Raw genomic sequence first — 18018 nt, 5'->3', positions numbered from 1 at the left:
GGAGGTTGATGTGCTCGCCCGTAACGCGGAATCGCTGTACTGGATCGGCCGGTATGTCGAACGCGCCGATGACACCTCCCGGATCCTCAACGTCTCCGTGCATCAGCTGCTCGAAGACGCCAGTGTCGACTCGGACCACGCGAGCCGCCAGCTGCTCGCCGTCCTCGGCATCTCGCCGGAGGGCATGGACTCGCTCGACGTGTGGAAGCTGACCGAACTGGTCGCCTACGCCAAGGACAATCCGGCGTCGATCGTCGGCTCGATCAACTCCGCCCGCGAGAACACCCGCGGCGCGCGCGAGGTCGTCTCGACCGAGCTGTGGGAATGCCTGAACGCGACGTGGAACGCGGTGCCGGACAGGCAGCGGTACGCGCGCCGGGCCGGTCCGCACGCGTTCCTGTCCTTTGTGGAGGAGCGCGCCGCGATGTTCGCCGGGCTCGCGGATTCCACGATGAGCCGCGATGACGGCTGGCTGTTCATGGTGCTCGGCCGGTCCATCGAACGCGCGGACATGGTGGTGCGCCTGCTGCTTTCGCGGGTCCAGGACAGCGCGTCCTCGCCGGGCTGGATCACCGTGCTCCGCTCGGCGGGCGCGCAGGACACCTACCTGCGCACCTATCGCGGCGCGCTCGACGCGGGCCGTGTCGTGCAGTTCCTGCTGCGGGACACGCTCTTCCCGCGTTCGGTGTTCCACGCGCTGCGCCAGGCCGAGGAATGCCTGGAGCGGCTGGATCCCGCGGTCAACTCGCGTGCCCACGAGAAATCCGAGGCCCTGCGGCAACTCGGGCGCGCCCGCAGCGAACTGGAGTTCCTGCGCTCCTCGGACCTGCTGGACGACCTGCCGAAACGGCTCGGCGCGCTGCAGACGTCCATCAAGGAGATCGGCGACGCGGTTTCGGTGCAGTACTTCCATTCGTCACCGTGGGTGGCCTGGAGCGGTGCGGAGGTTTCGCTGTGACCTGGCAGCTTCGGGTGGCTCACCGGACGGGATACCGGTATGCGACGCCGGCCACGCAGTCGTACAACGAAGCGCGGCTGACCCCGCGTTCGGACCGGCGGCAGAACACGGTCGCGACCCGTGTCGAGACGACGCCCGCGACCCGTGCTTACCGGTACACCGACTACTGGGGCACCGTCGTCACGTCCTTCGACCTCCACGCTCCGCACACGGAGTTCACCGTGCTCGCGACGTCGGTGGTGGAGACGGCGGACGAGAGCGAGCCGATCCGGTCGGCGGCGTGGCGGGACCTGCGCAGTGAGACCGTCGTCGACCACCGCACCGAGTACCTGACCCCGACTCCGTACACGCCACGTGATCCGGATCTGACGAAGGTCGCGCGGGAACTGCGGAAGGGGCTCGACCCGGCGGAGGCCGTGCTCGCGGTGTGCGAGTGGGTCAACAAGCAGCTGAAGTACCAGCCGGGGACGACCGGCGTGCACAGCACGGCGACCGACGCCTGGCGTGCGCGCGAAGGGGTCTGCCAGGACTTCGCGCACGTGACCCTGGTGATGCTGCGCGCGATCGGCGTCCCGGCGCGGTACGTCTCCGGGTACCTGCACACGAAACCGGAGGCGAAGCTCGGCGAGACGGTCGAAGGCGAAAGCCACGCGTGGGTCGACGTCTGGACCGGCGGCTGGTGGGCCTACGACCCGACGAACGCGATCCCGGTCGGGCCGCGGCACGTCTGGGTCGCCTACGGGCGCGACTACGCCGACGTCGCGCCGCTCAAGGGCATCTTCACCGGCGGCGGACAGTCCACTTTGGACGTTTCGGTGCAGCTGACCCGGCTGACGTGAGCTTTCAGGCCCGGCGGCGTAGCAACAGCTAACGCCCGGTCGCCGCGGTGGCCGCGGCCACCAGTGCGCCTCGGCGAGCTTGGACACGTAACTCACGTGATCGGACGCGTAACACGCGTGATCAGGCAGCGATCACGCGTGTCGCCCTGCAATCACGTGAGTTCGCTGTCTGATCACACGTGTTCCGGCTTCTCTCACGTAAGTGCCAGGTGTGAGCACCCGCAAGCGCGGCCTCCCGTCACCGACGTCACGTGAGACACACCAGTAACAGCCCACAATGCACCTCAGGCCACGCGACGAAGGTCATGAGCGGCGATCGACCCAAATCACTTACGACCCCAGGAACTCGCGGAGCGCGGCGGCGAGGTCGGCCGGGTTGTCCTCGGCCATATGGTGCCCGGATTCGATGGCGAACCCACGGACGTCCTCGGCCCACTCGCGCCAGACGGCGATCGGGTCGCCGTACAGCTCGGCCATGTCGTCGCGGCTGGACCACAGCATGAGCAGGGGACAGGCGAGTTTCCGCCCGGCCGCCTTGTCGGTGTCGTCGGCTTCGCGGTCGGGACCGAGGCCGGCGCGGTAGTCCTCCAGCATCGCGTGGACCGTCTCGGGATCATGGATCGCGCGCAAGAAGTCGGCGTGGTTCTCGGCGCCCATCGCTTCGGGATCGCCGCCGTACCAGGCGTCCGGATCGGCGTTGATCACGCGCTCGGCGGGTTTCGCGAGCTGGCCGAAGAAGAACCAGTGCCACCATTTCCGCGCGAAGTTCGCGTCGGCGCGGGCGAGCGCTTCGCCGATCGGGACGCCGTCGAGGATGACGAGCTTGGTGACGTTCTCGGGATGGTCCATCGCCAGCCGGTGCGCGACGTAACTGCCGCGATCGTGCCCGGCGACGGCGAACCGCTCGTGGCCGAGATGCCGCATGAGCGCGACGATGTCGCCCGCCATGGCGCGTTTCGAGTGGGCGGAGTGGTCTTCGGTGCTCGCGGGCTTCGAGGACTGGCCGTAGCCGCGCAGATCCGGGCAGACGACGGTGAACGCGTCGGAGAGCCGGGGCGCGACGTCGTACCAGGTGGTGTGCGTGCGCGGGTGTCCGTGCAGGAGAACGAGGGGTGGGCCCGAACCGCCGTGCCGGACCCTGAGGGTCACTTCGCCGACGTCGACCTCTTCGAGTGCGAATCCTTTGAACATGATCCTCCCGTGAATGCAATGAACGGGCCTTTCCTTGCAAATTTTGCTAGGAAAGGCCCGTTCATTGCAGTGTGAACGAGGAGATCAGCTCTTCGCGTGCGCGTCCAGGATGTGCGCGACAGCCTCGGTGACCCGCTGGGCGAAGTCGATGTTCAGCCATTCGTCGGGCACGTGGATGTTCGAGTCCGGGCCGCAGGCACCGGTGACGACGAACTGCGCCTCCGGGTACTTCTCGCCGAGCAGGCCCATGAACGGGATCGACCCGCCCATGCCGTAGCTCTTGTGCGGCGCGCCGAAGACTTCGCCGCTCACGTGGTGCAGGACCTCGTCGAGCCACGGCGCGGTGGCCGGCGCGTTCCAGCCGTTCTCGGCCTGGAATTCGCTCAGCTCGACGGACGCGTCGTAAGGAACGTCGGTGGTGAGCACGCGGCGGACGGCGTCCCTCGCGGCCTTCGCGTCGGTGGTCGGCGGCAGCCGGAAGCTCAGCGTGAGCGTGGTGCTGTCGCGCAGCACGTTGCCCGCTTCGGCCGGGAGCGGGAAGCCCTCCGCGCCGATCACCGACAGCGTCGGCCGCCACGAGTTGTTGAGCAGCAGTTCGAGGTCGTCGTCGGACATCGGGCGGCCGACCACCGGGAACAGCGTCTTCGCCGCGCCGGGCGCGATCTCGACGACGCCGCGTGCCTCGTCGACGCGGTTCTCCGGGATGTCGACGCGCAGTTCGGCGAGCTTGATCTCGCCGGTCTCGACGTTCTCGATCCGGTCGATCAGCGCGCGCAGCACGCGGAACGAACTGGCCACGATGCCGCTGGCCATCCCGGAGTGCTGCGCGGATTCGAGCACCTTCACGGTGACGTTGACGTGCAACATGCCGCGCAGGGAGGTGGTCAGCCACAGCCGCTTGTAGTCGGTGCCGCCCGCGTCGAGGCAGACGACCAGCGACACCTCGCCGAGCTGCGCCTTCAGATGCTCGACGTACGCGGGAAGGTCCGGGCTGCCGGACTCCTCACCGGTCTCGAGCAGCACGACCGCGCGGGAGTGCTCGCCACCGGCGGCGCGCACGGCCTCGATCGCGGTCGTCGCCGCGTAGCCCGAGTAGCCGTCGTCGACGGCGCCACGGCCGTACAGCCTGCCGTCGCGGATCACCGGCGTCCACGGGTCGAGGCCCTCGGACCAGCCACCGACCGGCGGCTGCTTGTCGAGGTGCCCGTACATCAGCACGGTGCCCTTTTCGGCCGCTTCGGACGTCGCCGGGATGTCGACGACCAGCAGCGGGCTACGGCCTTCGAGTTCCACGACCTCGATCGTCGCGCCGGGGATCGCCCGGGCTTCGATCCAGGCGCGGACATGCTCGACGGCGGCGGCGAGATGCCCGCTCGCCGCCCAATCGGTATCGAAGACGGGCGACAGGGCGGGGATCGCCACCAGGCCGGACAAGCTGGGGAGGACGTCGTGCGTCCAGTTCGAAACCACGGTTTCGCGTACGGATTTCTGCTCCACGTCCGCCATCCTGCCACGGGTCCGCGAGGGTGTGATGGGTCACAACGTCCACTCCGGATCGTGAGCGGCCAAGCCGGGCACAACGCCCGGCGGTACTCGTCAGCCGCTGGTCGGCCCCCGGGTGAATCCCCTACTTTAGGCGGCCCCACACTCGGGCTTCCTAGCATTTCCGCTGTTCAGGCACCCTTTCTCAGCAACAAATCAGCATCCGCCACTGACCAAAACGGCGTCCGGCGTGCCAGGATGTCGGCGTGAACCGTCAACGCCGATGGTGACCGAGCGCTTCAGACCCGACGCGCTGGTCCCGCCGGCGCAGTCCCTGTGGCCGCCACAAGTGGCCGCCAGAGGCGCCGACATCAAGGAGAACAGCGCATGCCGTCCGAACAGTGGACGCACCCGGAACCTGGAGACGGTCCCGCCGCGGTAGCGGCGCAACCTTCCCCCGAACAGGTGATCGCCGGTTTGCGAGCAACGAGTGAAGGTGGAGCTGAGCTGACTCAGCTGCTCACCCCCGAAGGCGAACGGGTCTCCTCGCCGCGATTCGACCGGTACGTCGACGACATCGACGCCGAGGCACTCCGTGGCCTGTACCGCGACATGGTCCTGGTCCGCCGCGCGGACCGCGAGGCCAACGCGATGCAGCGCCAGGGCCAGCTCGGCATCTGGGTCCCGCTGCTCGGCCAGGAGGCCGCGCAGATCGGCTCGGGCCGTGCGCTGCGGCCGGGGGACATGGCGTTCCCCAGCTACCGCGAACACGGTGTCGCGTACGCCCGCGGCGTCGACATGAAGGATCTGCTGGGCATCTTCCGCTGCACCGATCACAGCGGCTGGGACTACAAGGCCCACGGTTTCCACCCGTACACGATCGTCATCGGCAACCAGGTGCTCAACGCCGCCGGTTACGCGATGGGCCAGAAGTTCGAGGGCAAGGTCGGCGACGACGACGGCGAAGCCACCATCTGTTACTTCGGTGACGGAGCCACTTCGCAGGGCGACGTACACGAAGGCTTCGTCTGGGCCGCGGTCTACGACGCTCCGCTCGTGTTCTTCTGCCAGAACAACCAGTGGGCGATCTCCGAGCCGACCGAACGCCAGTCACGTCTGCCGCTCTACCAGCGCGCACGCGGCTACGGCTTCCCCGGAATCCGCGTGGACGGCAACGACGTCCTCGCCTGCCTCGCGGTCTCCCGCTGGGCACTGGAGGAATGCCGTCACGGCAACGGCCCGGTGCTGATCGAGGCGTTCACCTACCGGATGGACGCGCACACCACCACCGACGACCCCACCCGCTACCGGCTCTCCGACGAGCTGGAGGAGTGGAAGCTGAAGGACCCGATCGAGCGCGTCCGGGCGTATCTCGCCCGCGGTGGCGGCGCCGACCAGGCCTTCTTCGACCAGGTACAGGCGGATTCGGACGCGTTCGCGGCCGAACTGCGCGAGTACTGCTTCAACATGCCCGAGCCGCCGCCCGAGCGGATCTTCTCCAACGTCTACGCGGAGTCGACCCCGCTGCTGGACGCGCAGCGCGAGCAGTTCCTGTCCTACATGGACGGTTTCGTCGGGGCTGGTGAGCACTGAAATGAGCGACCTCCAGAAACTCACCATCGGCAAGGCCATCAACCTCGGCCTCCGGCGCGCCATGGAAGAGGACCCCAAGGTCCTGGTCATGGGTGAGGACGTCGGCAAGCTCGGCGGCGTCTTCCGCATCACCGACGGCCTGCAGAAGGACTTCGGCGAGATGCGGGTCATGGACACCCCGCTCGCCGAGTCGGGCATCATCGGCACCGCGGTCGGCCTCGCCGTCCGCGGTTTCCGCCCGGTGTGCGAGATCCAGTTCGAGGGCTTCATCTTCCCCGGCTTCGACCAGATCGTGAGCCAGGTGGCGAAGCTGCACTACCGGACGCAGGGCAAGATCAAGATGCCCATCGTGATCCGCGTGCCCTTCGGCGGCGGCATCGGCGCGGTCGAGCACCACTCGGAGTCGCCGGAATCGCTGTTCTCGCACGTCCCCGGCCTCAAGGTCGTCTCGTGCTCGAACGCGATCGACGCGTACTGGATGATCCAGCAGGCCATCAAGTCCGACGACCCGATCCTGTTCTTCGAGCCGAAGCGGCTGTACCACTCCGGCACGATGAAGGCCGAGGTCGACACCGCCGGCACGCCCGGCCCGCTGTTCAAGTCCCGCGTCGTCCGCGAAGGCACGACGGCCACCGTCGTCGCGTACGGCCCGTCGGTGAAGGTCGCGCTCGACGCGGCCACCGCCGCCGAGGACGAGGGCAAGTCCCTGGAGGTCATCGACCTGCGGACGCTTTCCCCGCTGGACCTGGTCCCGGTGTTCGAGTCGGTGCGCAAGACCGGACGGCTCATCGCGCTGAGCGAGGCACCGTCGGAGACGTCGCTGACCTCGGAAATCGCCGCGCGCGTGCAGGAGGAATGCTTCTACTCGCTCGAGGCCCCCGTGCTGCGGGTGACCGGTTTCGACACGCCGTACCCGCCGGCCAAGCTCGAGGAGCACTACCTCCCCGACCTGGACCGGGTGCTGCACACCGTCGACCGCTCACTCGCCTGGTAAGGGGGACGTTCCCGAAATGCCCGATTACAAACAGTTCCCCTTGGCCGACACGGCAGAGGGGCTGACCGAGGCCGACATCATCGCCTGGCAGGTCAAACCGGGTGACACCGTGACGGTGAACCAGATCGTGGTCGAGGTCGAGACCGCGAAGGCCGCCGTCGAACTGCCCATCCCGTGGGCCGGCGTGGTCACCGAACTACTCGTCGAACCGGGTCAGACGGTGGAGGTCGGCGCGCCGATCCTCACCATCGACGTCGACCCCGGCGGCAAGGCCGCTCCGGCCGCCACCCCGGCACCCGCCGCGGCGGCGAAGGAAGAGGAACCGGCCGAGGAGGAGATGAAGCCGCTGGTCGGCTACGGCTCCAAGGCCGTCGTCGCACAGCGCCGGGCACGGAAGGGCGCGGCACCCGCCGCACCTGCTGCCGCGCCCGTCGCCGCGGTGGCCCCGGAGGCCGTGGCTCCTGCTCCTGCCGTCGCGGCCAAGCCCAAGGGCGGGTACGTGCCGCTGGCGAAGCCGCCGGTGCGCAAACTCGCCAAGGACCTCGGCGTCGACCTGCACGAGCTCACCGGCACGGCCACGGGTGGCGTGATCACCCGGGACGACGTGCAGGCCGCCGCCAACGGTTCCACCGCACCGGCCGCCGCTGCTGTGTCCACTGTGTCCAATTCGGATAGTGGCTACGACCCGGCGACGCGGGAACGTCGTGTCCCGATCAAGGGTGTCCGCAAGGCCACCGCGGCCGCGATGGTGCAAAGCGCTTACACCGCCCCGCACGTCACGGAGTTCCTCACCATCGACGTCACGCCGATGATGGAATTCCGGGAGAAGCTCAAGAAGTCGCGTGAGTTCGCCGGGGTCAAGGTCACTCCGCTGACCTTCGCGGCGAAGGCCGTGTGCATGGCGGCCAAGCGCACTCCGGACGTCAACGCGGTGTGGGACGAAGCCGCGCAGGAGATCGTCTACAAGGACTACGTGCACCTCGGGATCGCCGCGGCCACCCCGCGCGGGCTCGTCGTGCCCAAGGTCCGTGACGCGGATTCGATGTCCCTCAAGGAACTCGCGAACGCGCTCACCGAGCTGACCGACGTCGCCCGGCAGGGCAAGACCACTCCGGCGGCCATGCTCGGCGGCACGATCACCATCACCAACGTCGGCGTCTTCGGCGTCGACACCGGTACGCCGATCATCAACCCCGGCGAGTCCGCGATCCTGTGCCTCGGCGCGATCAAGGACACCCCGTGGGTCGTCGACGGCGAGATCAAGGTGCGCAAGGTTCTCCAGCTCTCGCTGAGCTTCGACCACCGCGTGGTCGACGGGCAGCAGGGTTCGGAGTTCCTGGCCGACGTCGGCGCCTTGCTGGCCGACCCGGCCGTCGCGATCACCTACTGACGTAAGTACGTGAAGGCCCCCTTCCCTGCGCTAGACGCAGGGAAGGGGGCCTTCACGTAGCTTAATCGCTTGACGGAGTGAGCACTCACTCCGCACACTGGATCGCATGACCGCACCAGACACACCCACCCGGCGGAGAGCGCCGGGGATGAGCGCCGACGAGCGGCGCCGGATGATCGTCCAGTCCGTGCTGCCCTTGATGGTGGAGCACGGCGCGGGCGTCACGACCAGCCAGATCGCCCGCGCCGCCGGGATCGGCGAGGGCACCGTCTTCCGCGTTTTCAAGGACAAGGACGAACTCTTCGCCACCTGCTTCGCCGAAGCGCTGAAGCCCGACCAGGTCCTCGACGCGATCGCGGTGATCGACCTGGAGCAGCCCCTCGACGACCGGCTCGTCGAGGCGGCCGACGCCCTCAGCGCGCACCTCCAGCGGATGGGCGCGCTGATGGCCGCGATGCACGGTTCCGGCAAACACCCCGAGCGCGGCCAAGTCCGCCGGGACGGGCGGCGGGAATCGATGAGCGCGATGCGCGACGCCATGACCGAACTGTTCGAGCCCGAAAAGGACCGGCTGCGGCTGCCCGCGGCCCAGCTGGCGGGCCTCTTCCTTTCGCTGCTGTTCAGCGGCCGGATGCGCTTCGGCGACACGGCGGACGAACCCACCACGATGGAACTCGTCGACGTCTTCCTCAACGGCGCCATGGGGGCCGCGTGATCGGCCCGCCCGGTGGGGGCGGCATGGAAATGCTGCTGGCCCGCGGCGGCAGACGACGCCGTCCGCCGTCGACGGTGCCCGACAGCGGACTGACCGGCCCGGTCGACATCCCGGAACCCGAACCCGAAGCCGGCCCGAAAGACCTGAAGTCCCGGCTCGGCCGCATGTGGGTCAACGTCGCCGGCACCGTTCGCGGATTGCCCAAGGTCGCGAAGCTGACCTGGCAGGCAAGCCCGTTGCTGACCATCATGATCACCGCGGTGACCCTGCTTTCCGGTCTCCTGCCCACCGCGACCGCCTACATCGCGAAACTCCTGATCGACTCGGTGGTCGCGGCGATCCAGGGCCACGGCACCAAAAGCGCGATCGTCGGGGTCGCGCTGTTCCAGTTCGGCGTCCTCGTGCTCACCGCGCTCTCGCAGGCGCTGACCACCTACGGCCAGTCGCTGCTGCAGGAACGGATGACGCTGACCATCCGCCACCAGGTGATGAGTCACGCGAGCGAACTGCACCTCTCGTACTTCGAGGGCTCCGCGTCTTACGACATGTTGCGCCAGGCTTCGCAGGAAGCTCCGACCCGGCCGTTGTCGATGATGAACTCGGCGCTGGGCCTGGTGCGGACGACGATCACCTTCGGCAGCATGATCGCGCTGCTGGTCTCGATCAGTCCGCTGCTGGCACTGGTCGCCTTGCTGGCTCCGATCCCCGCGTTCATCTCGCAGTCGAAGTACGGCGCCCGCGCTTTCTGGCTGACACTGATGATGTCGCCGCTGAAACGCCGGATGGACTATCTGTCCTCTTTGGTCACCACGGACACCTATGCCAAGGAGACCAAGCTCTTCGGCCTCGGCCCGTACTTCGTCGACCGGTTCCAGCGGCTCGGCCAGGTCTTCTACGACCGCCAGCGGAAACTGACCCGCAGCCGCAGCATCAGTTCGACGTCGTGGGGCCTGCTGAGCACCGCCGCCGGATCCGCGATCGCGCTGTACATCGCGCTGGAGGCCGTCGGCGGCAGGCTCACTCTCGGCGACCTCGCGCTGTACACGGCCGCCGCGGCGTCGGTGCAGGTGTCGGTCCAGGGCCTGTTCCTGGCGTTCTCCGGAATGTACGAGAACAACCTCTACCTCGACACGCTGTACCGTTTCCTCGGCACGGAACCGGAAATCGTCGCACCGGCGAAGCCTCGCCCGCTTCCGTCCACTGTGGAGGGACACATCGAGTTCGAGGAAGTGTCCTTCAGCTACCCAGGCGCCACCGAACCCGCCCTCGACGGCGTGACCTTCGAGATCCGGCCGGGCGAAACGGTCGCCGTCGTCGGCCGCAACGGCGCCGGGAAGTCGACGCTGTTCAAGCTGCTGTGCCGGCTCTACGACCCGACCGGCGGGCGGATCCTGCTCGACGGCGTCGACATCCGTGAGTACGACCCGGCGGAACTGCGGCGGCAGATCAGCGCGATGTTCCAGGACTACGTGACCTACCAGGGCACCGCGTCGGAGAACATCGGGCTGGGCGACCTGACGCATCTCGTCGACCGCGAGCGGATCGAGGAGTCGGCGAAACGAGCCGGCGCCGACGAACGGATCGAGCGACTGCCCAGCGGGTACGACAGCCCGCTCGGCCGTTGGTTCGACCAGGGCGTCAGCCTGTCCGGCGGCGAATGGCAGAAGATCGCGCTGGCCAGGGCATTCCTGCGGGAGGCGCCGATCCTGATCCTCGACGAACCGACGTCCGCACTGGACGCGCAGGCCGAGCACGATCTGTTCTCGCGGCTGCGGGAGCTTTCGGAGGGACGCACGACGCTGTACATCTCGCACCGGTTCTCCACCGTCCGGCAGGCGGAACGGATTCTGTTGCTGGAGCACGGGAAGGTCGCCGAATACGGCACGCACGACGAACTGATGGCGGCGAAGGCCGGCTATGCGGAGCTGTTCACCCTGCAGGCCGCCGCGTATCTCGACGACGCCATCAGCTGACGAGTCAAGATCACCTTCGCACTCGGCACGGGTTGCGAAAGCCACTTTCACAACCTTCAACGTTGCGAAAGTGGCTTTCGCAACTCTCGCGGGCGGGCTTGTGCCGCCAGGGCTCGACCAACCGGAGCCCGTCTCGGCTCCGACGCCGGCGAAGGCGCCGGAGCCGGCCGATGGCCGCCGCGACCCAGCCAGGTCCACACGATCGACCACCGTATCGGGGGTTGGGAGCAAAACGGGCAAGCCGTACGTTGTTCAGGTATGGCTGTCGCGTTCCTGCTCTATGTCGTCGCCGAGATCGCCGCCGTGTGGGCGGTGGGATCGGCCGTGGGCGTGCTCGGCACGATCGCCCTGCTCTTCGCCGGTGCGTTCATCGGATCGTGGCTCGCGCGCCGCGAGGGCGGCCGCGCTTTCCGGGCCTTCGCCGAGTCCGCGCGGCTCGGCCGCCCGGCCGACGCGGAGAAGGAACTCACCGACGGGATGCTGATCGGCTTCGGCGGCCTGCTGATCCTGCTGCCCGGGTTCGTCAGCGACGTCTTCGGCCTGCTGCTGATCCTGCCGCCGACCAGGAGCGTCGCGCGCAAGATCTGGCAGAAGCGCATGGCGCGCCGGGCGGTCAAGTTCGCCGACCGGACCCGCGGGCCGGTGATGGTGGTCGACAGCGAGGTCGTCACGGACACACCTCCGGCCGAGGCCACCAAGCAGCAGCCGCAGGTGATCGAAGGCCGCATCGTCGAAGGCTGAACCCCTCAGCTTCGCCACTAGCTTCGCCACTACACTGCTAGTGGCGAAGCTAGTGGCGAAGCTAGGACGGCGGCATGCTCCACGACGAACTCATCGAGATCATCTCGAATCTCCGCGCGCTCGGTGGTGATCATGCGTTCGTAGAGGCGAAACGCGCGGAGACGAAGCTGCCCAAGAGCGTGCGCGAGACGCTTTCGGCCTTTGCCAACACCAGCGGCGGCATACTGATCTTCGGCCTCGACGAAACCCGTGGCTTCGAGGCGACCGGTGTTCAAGATCCAGCCAAGCTGGAGGCCGATCTGGCCGCGATGTGTTCCGAAAACCTCGAACCACCCCTCCGGCCGCTGATCGGAACGCACCGGTTCGAGGATGCGGACCTGGTGGTCGCCGAGATCCCTGAACTGCCTTCCGGCAGCAAACCCGCGTACAACCGCGGGACGGGCATGACGCAGGGAAGCTACATCCGGGTCGCCGACGGCGACCGAAAACTGAGCCCCTACGAAGTCCAGCTGATGGTGGCGAACCGCGGCCAGCCGCGAGACGACGAACAGCCGGTTCCCGGAAGCTCGGTCGCGAACCTCGATGGCTCGCTCACCGAAACCTTCCTGAATCGCCTTCGCCAGCATCGCCGGAGAGCATTCGCGAACCTCGACACCACCGCGGCCCTACGCCGGGCGAAGGTGCTCATTGGCGATGAGCTGTCCTTGGCCGGTCTTTTGGCCTTGGGCGAGTACCCGCAGGAATTCTTTCCGCAGGTCATGTTGACGTTCGTCCACTATCCGACCAAGTCGGGACCTGACCCGCGAAGTGGCACGAGGTTCGTCGACAACGTCGCGGCCGAGGGGCCGATTCCGGCGATCGTCGACGAAGCCCTCATCGCCCTCCGACGCAACATGAAGCGCCGATCGACGATTCGTGGCGCGGGGCGGGCCGAGACTTGGGAGTACCCCGAAACGGCATTGCGCGAAGCAGTGGTCAACGCGCTGGTGCATCGCGACTACTCCGGTCCCTCACTGGGGACTCAAGTGCAGGTCGAGATGTATCCCGACCGCCTGATCATCCGCAATCCCGGCGGCCTCTACGGGTCGGTCCGCGAGGAGAATCTCGGTGTCGAAGGCACGTCTTCGACTCGCAACGCGACCTTGCTGAAACTCCTGGAGGACACGCCGCTACCGGGGTCGGACCGCCCGATCTGCGAAAACCGCGGATCCGGGATCCCGGCGATGCTGGCGGCGATGCGAGACGCCAAGCTCAGTCCGCCGCGGTTCGCCGATGACATCTCCACCTTCACGGCGACCTTCCCCAACCACACCCTGATGGGCGACGGTGCCGTCCAATGGATCGCGTCGCTTCGTGAGCATGGGCTGACCGACAGCCAGTGTCACGGCCTCGCGATGCTGTTCCACGGCGAGACACTCAATAATCAGGCCTACCGCAACGCGAACGATCTCGACTCGCGCGTGGCCACCGAAGAACTCGGCGATCTGGTCGCTCGCGGCCTGCTCGTTCCGGCCGGTGGACGTCGGTACGCGCAGTACACCCTCGCTGACGACGTCGTCCCGGCCCCCGCGGATGGTCCGGTGCACGAGCGGCGACGTGCCGATCGCCGCGAGGAAATCCTTCTCGCACTGGGCGAAAACGAGGCGACCCGTGCCGATTTGGTGGCGGCGACGGGACTTCCCGATCGAACGGTGTCACGGTGGTTGAGCGCTCTACTCCGGCAGGGACTGATCGAAGCGACGGAACGAAATCTGCGTAGCCCCAACGTCCGATATCGCCGCACCCCACAGCGCACTCTCGACGAGGGCTGAGAATTCCGAGGGCTAGCTCCCGCGAGGTTTCGGAATGTCGAAATAGCCGCTGAAGCGGACGGCAGGCGCGTACTCGCCTTTGACCTTCACCTTGCCGGTCACGAACATCGCCGCGACGGCCGCGTTGCCGGTGGCCATCCGGATGAAGTCGTCGACGGACAGCGTGATCGTCGTGTCCGGGGTGCGCGCGAGATCGGTGCTGGAAACACAGACGCCGTCTTCGATGACCGTTTGAAAACGATCGAAACCGTCTTCTCCCTCACCATCGGTGAATCGCCATGCGACAACGAAGTCGACGTGCCGGGCGCGTTCCGGAACGAAATGATCCGACATTCTGCGGAAAATCTCGTCGAGGAACACCGAGCGCAGTTCCGGGTGGTCGGCGATCGCCTTGAGTTGTTCTCGCGACGCCCGCTGCACGACGTCGACGAGCACCTCGGTCTCGAGTGAGCTCAGCTCGATGCCCGCGCCGGTTTCTCCCAGCATGTGCAGGGTTTCCAGCACCTGGGCGAACTGCTCGGGGCTCAGCTTCGGAAGCTCGAGCTTCTCCGCGAAGGCATTGACGACGTGCTCGCCGCGGGTGCGCGTGTGGTGCAGTCGTAACGGGCGGGAAAGGCGCACCTTGTCCCGCCAGCGCTTGTTCCTCGAATTTCGGGACACGATTCGGGAGTATATCCGCTCGGCGGGCTCAGGAAGGTTTCGGAAGGTCGAAGAAACCGATCAGACCGGCCGCGAACGCCAGATCACCTTTTACTTTGATCTTTCCGGTGACGAATAGCACAGCGGGGGTGGCCTGGTGGGTGATGAGCCGGAAGAAGTCGACGGGCGCGATCGTGATCGTCACCCTCGGTTTCTCCTTCATGTCGCGACCTACCGTGCACTCGCCGTGGGAAATCACCGTCTCGTAGCGGTCGTACCCGCCGTCGCCGGTGCCGTCGGAGAGCCGCCAGTGGACGACGGCGTGCAGCGTCTTCGCCCGGTCCTGCCGGATGTGGGCGCCCATGCGGTCGAAGATCTCGCGGAGCACGCGCTCCCGAAGCGGCCGTTCGGCGACGACGCTCTCCAGCTGCGTGCGCGAGGCGCGGGCGACGAGGTTCGCGAACCGGGCCGGGTCGACCTTGCGGAGGTCGAAGGCGGGCGCCGACTCGGCGAGCCGTCCGAGTGCGGCCAGCAGCCGCCGGACGTCGTCCTTGCCGAGGTCCTTCGGGTCGATGGCACCCGCGACCTCGTTGACGTCGAGCGCGTGCGCTTCGGCCGAATCCGGCTCGATCCGTTCCAGCGCGTCGACCAGCGCGCGGCCGGTCAGCCCCACGATCTCGGTCATCTGCCCTCCACCTCCGCCTACCCACGCGTAAGGCTACCCGCGAGTAGGTAGGCGGGCAAGCGTGCCGAAATCACCCTCAGGAGTGGTAGCCCGGTAGCGTCTCACGCGAACTAAAGGGAGGTCCTGAGTGTCCGAGGAAGTACCGCGTCCCGCCGAACGCGCCAAACGGCTGCCGAGAGCGGTGCGGGAACGCCAGATCCTGGACGCAGCGGTCTCGGTGTTCTCGCGCTACGGCTATCACTCCGCGTCGATGGACGAGATCTCCGAGGTCGCCGGCGTGTCCAAGCCGATGATCTACACCTACCTCGGATCCAAGGAAGATCTGTTCGGCGCGTGCATCCGCCGCGAAGCGACGCGCCTGCTCGAAGCGGTGCAGGGCGGGATCAAACCCGATCTGCCGCCGGACATGCAGCTTTGGCACGGGCTCCGCGCGTTCTACCGGTTCGTCGCCGACTACCGCGAGTCCTGGACGGTGCTGCACCGCCAGGCGATGACGGTCGGCGGCGCCTTCGCCGCGGAGATCACCGACATGCGCACCCGCGCGATCGAACTGGTCGCCGCGCTCGTCGTCTCCGCGGGCACCCGCAAGGGCCTCGGCGAACAGGCCGAGTTCTCCGGCGCCGGGCTGTCCGCCGCGCTGGTCGGGGCGGCCGAGTCGCTGGCCGACTGGGCGCTCGACCACCCCGATGTCTCCGACGGCGTACTCGCCTCGTGGCTGATGAACCTCGTCTGGCTCGGGTTCAACGACCTCGTCGAGGGCGATGTCTGGAAGCCGTCAGAGAGCGACGACTGAGCCCTCCAGGTGCGGCTTCGGCTTGCGCGCGTTCCACAGTTCGAAGGCCCAGCCCTCGCCTTCCTGCCACGTGGTCAACGCCGCTTTCGCCGGCAACAGCACCGGCTGCTTGAACTTGACGTCGACGGTGAAGGCGTCCGGCAGCCTGCCCTCGAACGCCGCCAGCGCGTGCGCCTTCGTCCACATGCCGTGCGCGATGGCGGCGGGGAATCCGAACGCCTTCGCGGTGATCGCGTGCAGGTGGATCGGGTTGCGGTCACCGGAGACCTCGGCGTAGCGGCGGCCGATGTCACCGGGCACGTGCCAGATCGCGCTGGGGGACGGCTGGGAAAGCTGACCGCGCGCGGACTTCTCCCCGCTGCCGCCACCACGGCTCAGGTACGTGCTCACGTCCGTCCACACAGGACTGTCGCTGACGAGCAGCTCGCTGACCACGTCGAACTGCTTGCCCTTCTCGTGCGGCCGCAGGTCTTCGGCGCGCACGCGCAGGGTGAACGACTCGTCGAGCCGCAGCGGCCGGTGCTGGGTGATCCGGTTGGCGACGTGCACCATGCCCAGCAACGGGAACGGGAAGTCGCGTTCGGTCATCAGGGCCATCTGCAGCGGGAACGCGAGGATATGCGGGTACGTCGCGGGCAGGACGTCGTCCAGCCGGAATCCGCACACCTGGTTGTACGCGGCGAGGTGCGCCGGGTCGACGACCACGCCCTCGCGGACGAATTCGGTCCCCGGCAGCGTGCTTCCGCCGCTCTTGCGCAGCGAACCGAGCAACGCCTTGGGATACAACGAAGACAGGCTCGGCGTCTCGTGAAGTTCCTTGACCGCCATGATCACGCCCCCAGCAGTGCCTGGCCGCAGACGCGGACCACGTTGCCGTTGACGGCGGCCGAAGCGGGGTTCGCGTACCAGGCGATCGTCTCGGCGACGTCGACCGGCAGCCCGCCCTGGCCGAGGCTGGCCAGGCGCCGCCCGGCTTCGCGGATGAACAGCGGTACCGCGGCGGTCATCTTGGTTTCGATGAATCCGGGCGCGACGGCGTTGATCGTGCCGCCATACTCGGCGAGCTCGGACGCGCCGACGTTCACCATGCCGATGACGCCCGCCTTGCTGGTCGCGTAGTTGGTCTGGCCGACGTTGCCCGCGATCCCGGCGATCGAGGAGACGCCGATGATCCGGCCGTTCTCCTTGAGCACCTTGGCCGCCAGTAGCTTGTCGTTCACCGCGAGCTGCGAAGCGAGGTTGACCGCGATGACCGAGTCCCAGCCGCCTTCGGTCATGTTGCCCAGCGTCTTGTCCCGCGTGATGCCGGCGTTGTGGACGACGATGTCGACGCCGTCGTGGCGCGTGGTCAGGTATTCGGCGAGCTTCTCCGGCGCGTCGGCGGCGGTGATGTCCAGCTGCAGCGCCGAGCCGCCGACCTTGTTGGCCACCTTCGACAGATCCGCGCCCTGCGCGGGAATGTCGAGCGCGACGACGTGGGCGCCGTCGCGGCCCAGCAACTCGGCGATCGCGGCGCCGATCCCGCGGGAAGCGCCGGTCACCAGCGCGACCTTGCCTTCGAGCGGCTTCGCCCAGTCGGCCGGCGCGGAGGCGGTCTTGGTCTGGGTGCCGACCCGGATGACCTGGGCGTCGACGAAGGCGGACTTCGCCGACAGCAGGAACCGGAGCGTGGACTCGGTGGCCTCTTCGGCCCCTTCGGCGACGTAGACGAGCTGGGCGGTCGCGCCGCGCTTCAGCTCCTTACCCACCGAACGGATGAAGCCTTCGAGTGCGCGCTGGGCGATCCGCTCGCGTCCTTCGGCCAGCTCAGGCGGCGATCCGAGGACGACGACGCGGCCCGACGGCCCGACACTGCGGATCACCGGGTGGAAGAAGGCGTAGACCTCTCGAAGCTGCTTCGGGTCCTTCACGCCTGTCGCGTCGAAGACGAGCGCGGCGTGCTTGCCGTCGGACGGCGTGGAGACGACCTCGATGCCCGCACGGTGCAGCTGTGCCTCGATCACCTTTTCGAGGCGACCGCCCGGCGCGGCACCGAGAAGTGCGGGACCCTCGAGGGCGGACTGGCCGGGCTTGTACCGGCGAAGCGTCGCGGGGTTCGGCAGGCCGAGCTTCGGCACCACGAATTTCCCCACCGGGGATTTCGTGAACTGCTGGTACCTGTCAGCCATTACGTGCCTCCCGTGCAGTTTGCATCACGTCGCATTCTAACCTACT

Annotated in this window: 16 protein-coding genes; 10 read left to right on the top strand and 6 right to left on the bottom strand. The window is 67.7% G+C overall.

Features of this window, described 5'->3' with window-relative positions:
* The first annotated feature begins 10 nt into the window (after positions 1–10).
* Together ACLJRL_RS32775 and ACLJRL_RS32770 are read left to right on the top strand one after the other, a co-directional pair.
* Positions 11–958: an alpha-E domain-containing protein gene (locus ACLJRL_RS32775; protein WP_410660211.1), complete on the top strand. Its 948-nt coding sequence runs from the start codon at positions 11–13 to the stop codon at positions 956–958.
* Positions 955–1797, top strand: coding sequence for a transglutaminase family protein (locus ACLJRL_RS32770; RefSeq protein WP_410660210.1), 843 nt, complete (start codon positions 955–957; stop codon positions 1795–1797). Before ACLJRL_RS32775 ends, ACLJRL_RS32770 begins: the two co-directional genes overlap by 4 nt.
* 330 nt (positions 1798–2127) lie before the next feature.
* On the opposite strand, the gene ACLJRL_RS32765 is transcribed toward ACLJRL_RS32770, so the two are convergent.
* Both ACLJRL_RS32765 and ACLJRL_RS32760 read right to left on the bottom strand, forming a co-directional pair.
* The gene (locus tag ACLJRL_RS32765) at positions 2128–2988 is read right to left on the bottom strand and encodes an alpha/beta fold hydrolase (RefSeq protein ID WP_410660209.1); all 861 of its coding nucleotides are present in this window, start codon (positions 2986–2988) and stop codon (positions 2128–2130) included.
* Between the two features lie 84 nt (positions 2989–3072).
* Positions 3073–4485 (bottom strand): M20/M25/M40 family metallo-hydrolase, encoded by a 1413-nt coding sequence (locus ACLJRL_RS32760; RefSeq protein WP_410660208.1) that lies wholly within the window; start codon positions 4483–4485, stop codon positions 3073–3075.
* Positions 4486–4857: 372 nt separating this feature from the next.
* On the opposite strand from ACLJRL_RS32760, the gene pdhA reads away from it, so the two are divergent.
* The 7 genes from pdhA (at position 4858) to ACLJRL_RS32725 (ending at position 13687) form a co-directional block, all read left to right on the top strand.
* Positions 4858–6063: a pyruvate dehydrogenase (acetyl-transferring) E1 component subunit alpha gene (pdhA, locus tag ACLJRL_RS32755; RefSeq protein ID WP_410660207.1), complete on the top strand. Its 1206-nt coding sequence runs from the start codon at positions 4858–4860 to the stop codon at positions 6061–6063.
* Between the two features lies 1 nt (position 6064).
* Positions 6065–7057: an alpha-ketoacid dehydrogenase subunit beta gene (locus ACLJRL_RS32750; RefSeq protein ID WP_410660206.1), complete on the top strand. Its 993-nt coding sequence runs from the start codon at positions 6065–6067 to the stop codon at positions 7055–7057.
* 16 nt (positions 7058–7073) lie between these two features.
* Entirely contained in the window at positions 7074–8447 is a 1374-nt protein-coding gene (locus ACLJRL_RS32745; protein WP_410660205.1) for a dihydrolipoamide acetyltransferase family protein, read from the top strand.
* Positions 8448–8595: 148 nt separating this feature from the next.
* Positions 8596–9162: a TetR/AcrR family transcriptional regulator gene (locus ACLJRL_RS32740; RefSeq protein WP_410660319.1), complete on the top strand. Its 567-nt coding sequence runs from the start codon at positions 8596–8598 to the stop codon at positions 9160–9162.
* Between the two features lie 23 nt (positions 9163–9185).
* Positions 9186–11135 carry an ABC transporter ATP-binding protein gene (locus ACLJRL_RS32735; RefSeq protein ID WP_410660318.1) on the top strand — a complete coding sequence of 650 codons (1950 nt, stop codon included), beginning with the start codon at positions 9186–9188 and terminating at the stop codon, positions 11133–11135.
* Positions 11136–11393: 258 nt separating this feature from the next.
* On the top strand, positions 11394–11876 hold the full coding sequence (locus ACLJRL_RS32730) for an FxsA family protein (RefSeq protein WP_410660204.1): 483 nt from the start codon (positions 11394–11396) through the stop codon (positions 11874–11876).
* 74 nt (positions 11877–11950) lie between these two features.
* The gene (locus ACLJRL_RS32725) at positions 11951–13687 is read left to right on the top strand and encodes an ATP-binding protein (protein WP_410660203.1); all 1737 of its coding nucleotides are present in this window, start codon (positions 11951–11953) and stop codon (positions 13685–13687) included.
* Between the two features lie 12 nt (positions 13688–13699).
* Here the strand turns inward: ACLJRL_RS32725 and ACLJRL_RS32720 are convergent, their stop codons facing one another.
* Both ACLJRL_RS32720 and ACLJRL_RS32715 read right to left on the bottom strand, forming a co-directional pair.
* Entirely contained in the window at positions 13700–14308 is a 609-nt protein-coding gene (locus ACLJRL_RS32720; protein ID WP_410660317.1) for an SCP2 sterol-binding domain-containing protein, read from the bottom strand.
* A gap of 67 nt (positions 14309–14375) precedes the next feature.
* Entirely contained in the window at positions 14376–15011 is a 636-nt protein-coding gene (locus ACLJRL_RS32715; RefSeq protein WP_410660202.1) for an SCP2 sterol-binding domain-containing protein, read from the bottom strand.
* Between the two features lie 127 nt (positions 15012–15138).
* On the opposite strand from ACLJRL_RS32715, the gene ACLJRL_RS32710 reads away from it, so the two are divergent.
* Complete coding sequence (locus tag ACLJRL_RS32710) at positions 15139–15804, top strand: TetR/AcrR family transcriptional regulator (protein WP_410660201.1); 666 nt, start codon at positions 15139–15141, stop codon at positions 15802–15804.
* Here ACLJRL_RS32710 and ACLJRL_RS32705 read toward each other — a convergent pair.
* A complete protein-coding gene (locus ACLJRL_RS32705; protein WP_410660200.1) occupies positions 15787–16632 on the bottom strand; it encodes a MaoC family dehydratase in 846 nt (281 codons plus the stop codon). The two genes, ACLJRL_RS32710 and ACLJRL_RS32705, sit on opposite strands and share 18 nt — an antisense overlap.
* 2 nt (positions 16633–16634) lie before the next feature.
* Positions 16635–17972 (bottom strand): 3-oxoacyl-ACP reductase, encoded by a 1338-nt coding sequence (locus ACLJRL_RS32700; RefSeq protein ID WP_410660199.1) that lies wholly within the window; start codon positions 17970–17972, stop codon positions 16635–16637.
* Positions 17973–18018 lie beyond the last annotated feature (46 nt).

This window comes from Amycolatopsis sp. lyj-112, assembly GCF_046549055.1.
Taxonomy (GTDB): Bacteria; Actinomycetota; Actinomycetes; order Mycobacteriales; family Pseudonocardiaceae; genus Amycolatopsis.
Note: the sequence above shows the minus strand (reverse complement) of the source record. Positions and strands in the feature narration are given on the sequence as shown.

What these genes read in the sequence shown, in the direction of transcription:
- ACLJRL_RS32750 (WP_410660206.1), top strand. Translation starts at nt 6,065, where the DNA reads ATGAGCGACCTCCAGAAACTCACCATCGGCAAGGCCATCAACCTCGGC.
- ACLJRL_RS32725 (WP_410660203.1), top strand. Translation starts at nt 11,951, where the DNA reads ATGCTCCACGACGAACTCATCGAGATCATCTCGAATCTCCGCGCGCTC.
- ACLJRL_RS32705 (WP_410660200.1), bottom strand. Translation starts at nt 16,632, where the DNA reads ATGGCGGTCAAGGAACTTCACGAGACGCCGAGCCTGTCTTCGTTGTAT.
- ACLJRL_RS32765 (WP_410660209.1), bottom strand. Translation starts at nt 2,988, where the DNA reads ATGTTCAAAGGATTCGCACTCGAAGAGGTCGACGTCGGCGAAGTGACC.
- pdhA (WP_410660207.1), top strand. Translation starts at nt 4,858, where the DNA reads ATGCCGTCCGAACAGTGGACGCACCCGGAACCTGGAGACGGTCCCGCC.
- ACLJRL_RS32740 (WP_410660319.1), top strand. Translation starts at nt 8,596, where the DNA reads ATGAGCGCCGACGAGCGGCGCCGGATGATCGTCCAGTCCGTGCTGCCC.
- ACLJRL_RS32745 (WP_410660205.1), top strand. Translation starts at nt 7,074, where the DNA reads ATGCCCGATTACAAACAGTTCCCCTTGGCCGACACGGCAGAGGGGCTG.
- ACLJRL_RS32715 (WP_410660202.1), bottom strand. Translation starts at nt 15,011, where the DNA reads ATGACCGAGATCGTGGGGCTGACCGGCCGCGCGCTGGTCGACGCGCTG.
- ACLJRL_RS32700 (WP_410660199.1), bottom strand. Translation starts at nt 17,972, where the DNA reads ATGGCTGACAGGTACCAGCAGTTCACGAAATCCCCGGTGGGGAAATTC.
- ACLJRL_RS32735 (WP_410660318.1), top strand. Translation starts at nt 9,186, where the DNA reads ATGGAAATGCTGCTGGCCCGCGGCGGCAGACGACGCCGTCCGCCGTCG.
- ACLJRL_RS32730 (WP_410660204.1), top strand. Translation starts at nt 11,394, where the DNA reads ATGGCTGTCGCGTTCCTGCTCTATGTCGTCGCCGAGATCGCCGCCGTG.